Source organism: Paenibacillus tuaregi (assembly GCF_900086655.1).
Lineage (GTDB): Bacteria > Bacillota > Bacilli > Paenibacillales > Paenibacillaceae > Fontibacillus > Fontibacillus tuaregi.
The window spans coordinates 25,056-34,735 of sequence record NZ_LT575475.1; the positions used below are offsets into that span (position 1 = coordinate 25,056).

General features: G+C 39.6%; 11 protein-coding genes. 10 read left to right on the plus strand and 1 reads right to left on the minus strand.

Annotated elements, in window-relative coordinates; translation table 11 throughout:
• Positions 1-13 precede the first annotated feature (13 nt).
• From BN6628_RS00210 to BN6628_RS00230, 5 genes are all read left to right on the plus strand, one after another.
• Positions 14-646, plus strand: a complete 633-nt coding sequence (locus tag BN6628_RS00210; protein ID WP_068612583.1) for an HAD-IA family hydrolase — start codon at positions 14-16, stop codon at positions 644-646.
• A gap of 4 nt (positions 647-650) precedes the next feature.
• Positions 651-1,991, plus strand: coding sequence for a sensor histidine kinase (locus tag BN6628_RS00215; protein ID WP_068612586.1), 1,341 nt, complete (start codon positions 651-653; stop codon positions 1,989-1,991).
• A gap of 29 nt (positions 1,992-2,020) precedes the next feature.
• On the plus strand, positions 2,021-2,602 hold the full coding sequence (locus BN6628_RS00220; RefSeq protein ID WP_068612590.1) for a response regulator: 582 nt from the start codon (positions 2,021-2,023) through the stop codon (positions 2,600-2,602).
• Between the two features lie 402 nt (positions 2,603-3,004).
• Positions 3,005-3,430: a nuclear transport factor 2 family protein gene (locus tag BN6628_RS00225; protein WP_068612593.1), complete on the plus strand. Its 426-nt coding sequence runs from the start codon at positions 3,005-3,007 to the stop codon at positions 3,428-3,430.
• 117 nt (positions 3,431-3,547) lie between these two features.
• A complete protein-coding gene (locus BN6628_RS00230; protein ID WP_068612596.1) occupies positions 3,548-4,129 on the plus strand; it encodes a TetR/AcrR family transcriptional regulator in 582 nt (193 codons plus the stop codon).
• 486 nt (positions 4,130-4,615) lie between these two features.
• Here BN6628_RS00230 and BN6628_RS00235 read toward each other — a convergent pair whose 3' ends face one another.
• On the minus strand, positions 4,616-5,038 hold the full coding sequence (locus BN6628_RS00235) for a helix-turn-helix domain-containing protein (protein WP_068612600.1): 423 nt from the start codon (positions 5,036-5,038) through the stop codon (positions 4,616-4,618).
• Positions 5,039-5,179: 141 nt separating this feature from the next.
• On the opposite strand from BN6628_RS00235, the gene BN6628_RS00240 reads away from it, so the two are divergent.
• From BN6628_RS00240 to BN6628_RS00260, 5 genes are all read left to right on the plus strand, one after another.
• Positions 5,180-5,401, plus strand: coding sequence for a helix-turn-helix domain-containing protein (locus BN6628_RS00240; RefSeq protein WP_187386096.1), 222 nt, complete (start codon positions 5,180-5,182; stop codon positions 5,399-5,401).
• A gap of 1 nt (position 5,402) precedes the next feature.
• Positions 5,403-6,686, plus strand: coding sequence for a DUF3801 domain-containing protein (locus BN6628_RS00245; RefSeq protein WP_068612603.1), 1,284 nt, complete (start codon positions 5,403-5,405; stop codon positions 6,684-6,686).
• Positions 6,683-8,554, plus strand: a complete 1,872-nt coding sequence (locus BN6628_RS00250) for a VirD4-like conjugal transfer protein, CD1115 family (RefSeq protein WP_068612607.1) — start codon at positions 6,683-6,685, stop codon at positions 8,552-8,554. The genes BN6628_RS00245 and BN6628_RS00250 overlap by 4 nt, the downstream gene beginning before the upstream one ends.
• A gap of 24 nt (positions 8,555-8,578) precedes the next feature.
• Positions 8,579-8,908 (plus strand): hypothetical protein, encoded by a 330-nt coding sequence (locus BN6628_RS00255; RefSeq protein ID WP_235847541.1) that lies wholly within the window; start codon positions 8,579-8,581, stop codon positions 8,906-8,908.
• 62 nt (positions 8,909-8,970) lie between these two features.
• A partial coding sequence (locus tag BN6628_RS00260) for a VirB6/TrbL-like conjugal transfer protein, CD1112 family (RefSeq protein WP_068612610.1) occupies positions 8,971-9,680 on the plus strand: 710 nt, incomplete at its 3' end.

Genomic DNA, 9,680 nt, shown 5'->3' on the forward strand with positions numbered 1-9,680 from the left:
GGTGTAAACATTAATGAAACCATTTTTGATTTTTGATTTTGACGGCACAATGGTGCAATCGAAATCTTTGGCGATTCAGGTATTTAATGAATTGGGAGGGAAGTACGGAGGAAGAAAAATTGAAGACGATGAAATAGGCAAGCTTTCAGATATGTCTATACCGGATAGACTGAAAGCATTAAAAGTACCGATCTATAAATTGCCTGCTCTTCTCGTTGAGGGGAAGAAGGAATATAAGAATGCCATCGTTCACCTGGAGCCAGTGGCCGGAATTAGAGATGTTTTGCTTAAATTGAAAGCCGATGGGTTTACACTAGGGATTTTATCATCCAATACAAAAGAGAACATCGAATTTTTTCTGGACCATCATCAATTGAAGTTTTTTGATTTCATTCATTCAGCCTCTAATCTTTTCGGAAAACATAAGGCTATTTCAAGTTTGGGAAGGAAGCATGGAATTAAATTAAATGAAATGCTCTACATTGGAGATGAACTACGAGATGTAGAAGCCTGTAAAAAAATAAACGTTACGGTGGTTGCTGTAACGTGGGGATGGGACTCACCTGAATTATTGAAAGACGCAGCCCCTAACTTCATTTGTCATACTCCATTGGAATTAGAAAAGTTAATTGCACAGGAGGAATGACCATATGCTATTCATGTTGATTGTATTGGTTGTAAGTGGCCTGATCATTTACACCTACAATCGCATCGAGGAAGGAACACGTTGGTTAGTATATTTTTCACTCGCCAGCGCGGCAGGAGCTTTTTCGCGACTCCTAGCTAATTATTTAGAAAAAAGTCCGCAGATTCCACACATCCTAGAAACTACCCTACACATAATCCGGTTTTCAGCTTTGTTTATCGGACATTCCCTGAGCATGTATTTTCTAACCATGTACTCCGTAGTATTTTCAAACCTCTTTTCAAGAAAGCAGAAAACCATTTTAGCTTACATTTTTCTCATTCCGGTAAGTATCAGCTTGATCATTAATTTATCTGAAGGCAGCCTTTCGTTCGCTTATCGGCTCAGTCTGTTTCTGTGGGTTGCTCCTTATGTCTTATTCTCTTGTTTTTTATTTTGTTTCTCCTATCTGATCGAGACAAACAGCTTGGTGAAGAAGAATAGGCTGACGAGCATGTTGATATTTGTACCTGCCCAACTTGGTACATTAATCTTTATGTATGGTGCAGATGTATGGGCGCATTCCTTACAGCTTCATCGTTACATGCCATACGTCGTCGGCTTGGCTTTCATTATTTTCTTAGGCTCCTCTTTTTTAAATGGGGCTTTGGGCGTTCGGATAAAGATTCATAACCAAATGCTAACTCAAACGATGAACGTAGCGACAAGCGGCACTACTTTAATAAATCACACCATAAAGAATGAAGCTACAAAAATTAGTTATTTGACAGATAAGCTTAGAGAAACTGGCATAGAGGAAAAAGAAACGCTGGACAGCATAAATGAATCCACGGAACACATGCTTGCAATGGTAAATAAAATTCGTAGCAAGGTAGCGGACTTTTCCATTGATAGGCAGGCTGTAGAAATTTCGGCTTTGATCGAATCAGCCGTGATTTTAACTGCGCCGACCCCGGATATAAGGGAGAAAATCAAAGTATCTCCTAGTTATCAAGGCGTTCTTATGTGCGATCCGGTCCATGTCAAAGAAGTGCTTGTCAACTTGATTCAGAACGCTTTGGAAGGAGTAAAAGAGAACTGTAATGATACTGGCCGTATCCAAATCAACACCCAAACGAACAGAAGGAACATCATAATAACTGTATCAGATAATGGCCGCGGCATACCGCGCGAGCTCCTAGCAAAAGTGACAATTCCTTTTTTCTCGACTAAGGTATCCAGTAATAATCACGGACTTGGACTAACTTATTGTACTTTGGTCATGCAGAAACATAACGGTAAATTAAACATTGAAAGCGAGGAAACAAAGGGTACTAGCGTTCACCTAATATTCCCTAAGAAATGAGACAAGGGGTAAGGAGAGTGGGGCTTTACATGAAAAAGATCAACATACTGTTAGTTGAGGATGATCCTTTCTGGCAAAAAAACTTATCCCGTGATCTTCGCGAGGAAGTTGATTTTGAAATAGTTGGAGTGACTGCTTCGATGGATGGGGTCATGGATATACTTCATGATCATGAAATTGATGTTGTACTGCTGGATATTCACTTAGCTGAAGGTCTGGAAGGCTTGGAAATAGCAAAGGTTATCAAAGAAAATAGCAGGGCAAGGGTAATCATGCTTACTTCATTAGAAAACGAGGAAATCATAATTGACGCATTCACAAAAGGAGCCGACAATTTCATCTACAAAAAATCCTATAAAGATATTGTCTCGTCGATCCGGGATGCTTACGCAAACCGAATAGCTTTACACGCGGACGTATCCGAGGTTATTACATCTGCACTCGCGAAGGAGAGAAAGTTACGTGTTTTAACCCCAATTGAAAGGGAGTTATATGATCTGAATGAAAAGGGAATGAACCGAAATCAAATTGCCAAGTATCTTTATAAGTCGGCCAGTACGATAAAAAGCCAATTACGCAAGATAAGAGAAAAACTCGCTCAAGGCGAATGAAAAAAGCACGGCCCCTTAATAGGTGAGCCGTGCTTTTTTGTATACAAATTTTCAATCCGGATCTCGCCGGCAGCGCTGATTCTGTATACAAAAAGTCAGCCTGGATCTCGCCGGTTAGTTGCTTCTCGTATACAAAATTCGAGCTGCAGCTGTTAGCCAGGGAACGAAGATGTATACACTTTGTTTCTGTTTCACGCAGGTGCGTCGTAATTCCATTCAAAGCATGAGCGTAAGTGGAAGAGAGCAGAAAAAATCGAAATAATTATTGACTGAACAGTCTAGATAGTGATAAGATGGATTTGTCAGAAGAGGGAACTGTAAATTATTTAAATGCAGAACCTTATTTTTTTGATATTTCCGGACTGATTAGTCAATAATGAAAAGAGAGGAAGATAATAATCAATGGAAAATCAAGCGTTAACAGCGGAAGAAATACGGGAAAGAGCACAAGAGGTATTTCGAAACCATCTGAAACATCTAACTGATGGAGATATTAAGGCTTGGATCAATCTGTGGGCTGAAGACGGGGTATTAGAATTTCCATACGCTCCGAAAGGGTATCCAGATAGGATGAAAGGTAAAAGGGATATTTATGTTTATATGGAGAGTTTCCCTAAAAACTTTGAAGTAGTGTTTACAGATCTTATTTTCCATATAACAGAAGATCCTGAACTTGTTATCGCAGAGCTTAATTCTGTTGGTAAGCAACGTGAAACAGGCAAACCATACAACCAAACATATATTAGTGTAGTAGAGACAAAAGATGGATTTATTACTCGTTATAAGGATTACTGGAATCCTTTAGTGTTCATTGATTCGTTAAAATGAATTTGTCCGATTTCTTGATTACAATCCCAAATTGGATGGATAATTTCTAAACCTATCTATTCTTGACTATACGTTCTAAAAAAGGTAGTATGATAGGAAAAAAAGAGGTTATTCAATTTGGCAAGAAGCAAGGAATTTGATACCACACAAGTATTGCATAAGGCCATGAAGGTATTCGGTCATTATGGATATGAAGGGACTTCACTGCCACTACTAATTAAAGGACTTGGCATCGCTCGGCAAAGTCTTTATGACACTTATGGTTCAAAAAGAGATCTCTTCATTTCCGCAGTAAAACATTATATAAATGAAAAGACAGCTACGGTAATATCTTATTTGGAACGTCCAGGATCAGTTAAAGAAGCAATAAGTAACGTTTTTTATGAGGTGATAAACGCTTTAAAGGATGATGAAAAACGAAAAGAATGCTTTATTTTGGATAGTGCAATCTCACAAATACCTCATGACACGGAAATTGCGGAGTTTTTCAATAGTGATATAAAAAGGTTAGAAGAGGCTTTTTATAAAACATTAGTACGTGCTCAAGAAGAAGGGGAAATCGGGATTCAAAAAGATATAGAGGCTCTAGCCAAGTATCTGAACCATTCGCGATATTCACTTACACAAGTTGCTAAATTATCAACCGATCCAAAGGTTTTAGATGACTTTGTATCCATTGTATTATCCACATTGGACTAAAGTGAAGCATTTGAAAAAAACAAAGAAACCCTCACTTAGTTCAATAAGAGTTAAACAAATTTAAAGAGCCTTACTACACATTAAACTGTAGGAGGCTCTTATATTTTTTATAACAAAATTAAACAACTATTATCTGTCTACATATCATTTAAAAGTTTTGTGATAGGTCCCAAATCATATTCAAATCTTCGCCGCGGAAAGTCGGCAACGCGTGCTCGTACGAACTGCGGCAACGTTGGTTATGTATACAAACAGCAAACCAGGATTACGTCGGTTTGCTGTTTTTTGTATACATAATTTGAGCTGCTATAGATGGGCATTGGGAAAATTTATATACAAGTTGTAGCAGTTTCACGCAGGTGTGTAGAACAGGTGACAAGAGATGTCTCCTAATAACCTTCAAATTTTAACAAATTCTGTGTGATTGTAGGAGGATGATTTTTTTAAACCTCCCTTAATCGACATGTGGCTTGTACTATGAAGTTGTCACTTATTCGCTAACGAATAAAACAGAGTGGTTAATAGGTCCCGTTCTTTGGGGTCTAAACCTTCAATTATTTTAACAAAGGGAGTGATGCTTTTCAGAGCAGGAATAATGTCCGTGGTTAACATGGTTAGCACGGCCTTTATTTCACTATCTGACAATTCATCAAGGACACCCTGTAGTTGCTTTCTATCTGCGTTGTCATTCCCAGTGAACAACACATGAGCAGGAAGCAACTCAGAGAGTGTCACTTTAAGAGCCGTACAAATGTGAATCAGTGTTTCAATATTGGTGGAACGGCCCTTTTCTATCTGGCTTATAGTGCTTTGGGAAGTGCCTGAAAGGGCGCCTAGTTCAGTTGTTGTCATGTTGATCGCTTTTCGATATTTCTTTATATTAGCGCCGATTTCTTGGCTTAAATCCATTTATCCATCACACCTAAGAATTTAGTTATATAGATCATACCAGAAAAAAAGGACAATGAATCCTGCAACAAAAAATTATTACAAAAAGAATAATATAATGTTGCATTTTTATTCGTTTACGAATATAATGGAATCAAGGAGGTGCAAGATATTCGTAAGATCAAGTTGAAAAGAATTCAGAAGGGATGGACCCAGATGGAGCTTGCCGAAAAATCAGGGGTTCCACAACCGACGATTTCTCAGATTGAACAGGGAAATCGGAAATATCCAACTCATGAAAGTATTAGAAAAATTGCAATGGCATTGGAGGTTGATATGCAAGAACTTGACGATGACGAAGAAGTGACAATTAAGGAGGGTTAGCATGTCTGATGTTGGAGGCGATGTATCAACGATTGTAGCGCGGATGGCTTCGGATGTTTCACGCGAAACTGCCAAAATGACAAATGAGTCTGTAAAGCAGTTGTTGGTTTTTCTGATCAACAGAGCAAAAGAACAAGGTGATCGAGCAGGGCAGAAATCCTTACAAAGATTGCTTCGGAGTAAGGATGAAATAAAAATGTTTGATCTTGATAAACAGCATTTGAAGGAATTCGCTGAGAAGGCTAAGAAATATGCGATCTCGTATGCAGTTATTAACGATCAAGGAAAGCATTCAGTTTTCTATAAGCAAAGTGAAGAAAATCGTGTGAAAAGCATTTTGGAAAGTTTGATTCAAAAGGAGTTAACTTCAAGGGAAGAAGCTGAAAAACGATATGAAATTGTAGGCGACAATACTATTCGGGTGAAGGATGCAGTCCTAGATATGAATGTTGACTTCCAGCGCGATCTTGCCGCCAAAGAAGGGGTGAATCTTAACGATTTTGAACAGCCCAATAATCAGAGAAGATTGATTCGCCGGGATGAAGACAGTATTCTGCAAACTCCTGATTATGAAGTTCTTCAAAATAATGAAATTAAAGTACGTGATGCCGTTTTGGATATAGGTGTCAGCTTTCAACGGGATTTAGCAGAGCGTGAAGGAGTCAATATAGATGAAATACTGGAAGCTGCAAATAGAAGAGAAGAGGAACGATATCAGGCGGCCGTCAGATTGGTGAAAGACGAAGGGGAAGTTAACATACCTAAGCTCCAAGAAAAACTTGGTATGGACTATTTCCAAGCTGCTTCGATGATTAGCCGTCTGGAGGATGAAAAGCTGATTGAATCACCTCATAAGGAGCCGGCTTCCGAAAAACAAGAGCAGGGACAATTGCAAGAAAAGGTTGAGCCTGATGAAAAAACGAAAGGCCAGTATGAGGTTATTGATGATTCCCGAATCAAAGTGCCAAGCGTAACACTGGACTTGAACAATGAACAACATCGGCAATTAGCGGAAAGCTACGGAATTAAGGTCGATGAAATAAATTTCAAACGGGAAACAAATGATCTTGACTTAGAAAAGGAGGAAGTAAAGGGACGCGAGACGCTCTCCGACAAATTAGGGCATTCTCCTGAAGATCGAAGTCAAGTTGCCAAGGATATGTTCGAGCGAATAAATACTAGGCTTAGCTTGGAAGATCGACGCCAAGAGATCAGGCCCTTAATGGATGCCCAACGTCAAGCTGCTCCGGCAAAAAACAAAAATAAGGAGATAGGGGGGCGATGAACGATCAGGAAAAACGAAAAAAACGTGTCCAAAGTTTAATAATCATTAGTTTTCTTGCCTACATTGCACTCGCATACTTCACATTACACTTACACCACGTAATTACTACTTCAAATACACCTTTTAACATCCAGACTACCGACATAGAACAGTTGCTTGCTGATGCTTTAAACAGTATGCAGACCAATATTTTTATCTGGCCGAGTGAACAAGTGTTACGGATTCTGTTCTTTGAATTTATTGCCGTCACGATGTACGTACTTTACCAGGCGACCACGCAGAAGAATTTAATGCCCGGGAAAGAACACGGGTCTGCGAGCTGGGCAGGTAAGGCGGCCAGAAACCAAATTAAGCACAAAGATAAATTCCAAAACATCATATTGACCAATACGGAGCGCCTAAGTCTCGATACTCATAAATCCAGAAAAAACCTTAATATCTTGACGATCGGGGGCGCGGGTACAGGTAAGAGCAGATTTTTCGTAAAGCCGAACATTCTGCAAGGCAATACAAGTATGGTGATCACCGATCCAAAAGGCGAATTGCTTCGGGATACTGGATATGCCTTGGAACAGCTTGGATATAAGATCAAGGTTTTTAACCTAATAGATATGGCGAATAGCTGTAAATACAATCCGTTTGCCTATATCAAAAAGGAGAGTGATGTTCTAAAAGTAATAAACAACCTAATCAAAAATACAAACGGTAGCAAGACAGGTGGAAGCGATCCGTTTTGGGAGAAAGCAGAAACGGCCTTACTACAAGCCATATTCCTATATATCTTTTATGAACTACCTCTTTTTGAACACAATTTCAAGTCTGTTTTCACCATGCTAAGGCTGGCAGAAGTGAAGGAGGATGACGAAGAGTTTAAAAGCGAGTTTGACTTTCTTTTTGAAAAACTTCGGGAAGAGAGTCCCGATCATATTGCAGTCAAACAATATGACATTTTCAAATTAGCTGCTGGCAAAACGGCGAAGAGTATTTTGATATCTGCCGGAGTTCGGTTATCACCCTTTGGAATCGCAGATGTTGAACGGCTGCTATCCGAAGATAACCTTGAACTTCATACGCTTGGGGATGAAAAAACAGCGCTCTTTGTTCTTGTGCCGGACAGCGATACGACCTTTAATTTCATCGTTGCCATGATGTACGCTCAATTATTCGATACATTGTATTATCAAGCTGATTTTGTCAGCGGCGGCAGTTTGAAGTTTCACGTAAAATTCTGGCTGGATGAATTTGCAAATATCGGTCAAATACCCGACTTTGACAAATTAATTGCTACTATGCGAAGCAGAAATATATCCGTTTCCGTCATCCTGCAGAATATGACTCAACTCAAAGGGCTGTATAAGAATACATGGGAAACCATTGTCGGGAACTGCGATACCATCTTGTTTTTAGGCGGCCAAGAGCGTTCAACCTTGGAATGGGTTAACAAGGGCCTAGGAAAACAGACCATAGACACGCGCAATACAAGCCGATCCAGAGGACGCAACAGTTCATCGAGTATAAATTACGGCAGTCTTGGCCGTGACTTGATGACCATAGATGAAATAGCGCAAATGCCGGATAAAAATTGCATTCTGTTTGTCCGCGGCATCGCCCCGTTCCTGAGTGAAAAGTTTAGGTTAGAGTCACATCCAAATTACAAGCTGCTTTATGAATCGAATCACGCGAATTACTTTGATCCTAGAATGGGGGTGGGTGGGTCATACGAAATCAGGGATGAAGTTGACGATGTGTTCAATTTACGTGTACCCAATCAAGACCTGGACGAACGGAAGGAAGATATTGAAGTAATTGATGTTGTTGAGTTGGAAGAAGTTGAACGGCGTATGAATGAAGTTTTGACCACTAACTAAATTAATTAAAGGAGAAATGTCTAAATGAAAACTAACCTTAAAACCAAGTTTGTCAATCTATTTAATAGTAATACTCTGGTGAAATCTGCTTGCATTGCTTTGGTGTTGATTCTATCAGCTACAAACGTATATGCTGCTGATCCGGTCGGCATGGATAAACTCGATAGTGTCATTGATGTTGTTGCTACTTGGTTGGGACGGATCGGCCTCATTGTTGCTTTCTTTGGGGCGGTACAGTTAGCACTTGGATTCAAGAATGATGATGCAGACGGCAAGGTTCGCGGTATGAAGACGCTGGCATCAGGCTTCTTGGTATTCGGAATCACTCAATCCCTGTCGCTGTTCGGGCTATAAAAATAAAAAAAAGGGGCTATTTGAAATAGCCCCTTTTTTATAAAGGTAGGTGGTAAATTGGAATGGCATCACCAATAGATGACATTAAGGAAGCCTTTAATGGATTTACGGCTATCATCGGAGAGGTAACATCACTTGTAAATCAGGGACCATCATCGTACCCAGGGCTGTATGTAATCATTAAAGAGATACATCAAGCAATCCTTCCAGTTGCGTATAGCTTGCTTACTCTATATTTTTTACTCGATTTTTTAAACAAGTCGATGAACTTCTCATTTGTTCGCTGGGAAACGGTAGTCTCTTGTTTGGTTAAATTGGTTTTTGCAAAATTCGTCATGGAGCATATCTTTGATCTATTGGAAGTTATATTCCATATTTCATCTTACCTAACAAATTTGGTCGGAGCTAAGGGATCGAATGCAGATTTATATAAGGTCAATTGGTCGCAGATGGAAGCAGAATACGAAAATATGGGATGGTTTGATAAAAAACTTTATTGGATAAAGCTCATGCCTTTCCAGTGGGTCCTGCAAGGCGTAAAAATCGTGATCATGTTAATTGTTTTTGGCCGCTTGTTTGAACTACTCATTTATACAGCGGTTGCACCTATTCCAATTTCAACGTTTATCCATGACTCCATATCAGGAACCGGAAAAAGGTTCGTAATGGATTACGCGGCGGTTTGCTTGCAGGGGATCATCATTATCGTAGGTTGTGTGATATATGCCGCGATCATGTCAGAAGTTACCTTTGGAGGGTTTACTGGCGGGGG

Excerpts from the sequence above, each read along its gene's own strand:
- BN6628_RS00235 (WP_068612600.1), bottom strand. The coding sequence starts at position 5,038 with ATGGATTTAAGCCAAGAAATCGGCGCTAATATAAAGAAATATCGAAAA.
- BN6628_RS00210 (WP_068612583.1), top strand. The coding sequence starts at position 14 with ATGAAACCATTTTTGATTTTTGATTTTGACGGCACAATGGTGCAATCG.
- BN6628_RS00255 (WP_235847541.1), top strand. The coding sequence starts at position 8,579 with ATGAAAACTAACCTTAAAACCAAGTTTGTCAATCTATTTAATAGTAAT.
- BN6628_RS00245 (WP_068612603.1), top strand. The coding sequence starts at position 5,403 with ATGTCTGATGTTGGAGGCGATGTATCAACGATTGTAGCGCGGATGGCT.
- BN6628_RS00215 (WP_068612586.1), top strand. The coding sequence starts at position 651 with ATGCTATTCATGTTGATTGTATTGGTTGTAAGTGGCCTGATCATTTAC.
- BN6628_RS00250 (WP_068612607.1), top strand. The coding sequence starts at position 6,683 with ATGAACGATCAGGAAAAACGAAAAAAACGTGTCCAAAGTTTAATAATC.
- BN6628_RS00220 (WP_068612590.1), top strand. The coding sequence starts at position 2,021 with ATGAAAAAGATCAACATACTGTTAGTTGAGGATGATCCTTTCTGGCAA.
- BN6628_RS00225 (WP_068612593.1), top strand. The coding sequence starts at position 3,005 with ATGGAAAATCAAGCGTTAACAGCGGAAGAAATACGGGAAAGAGCACAA.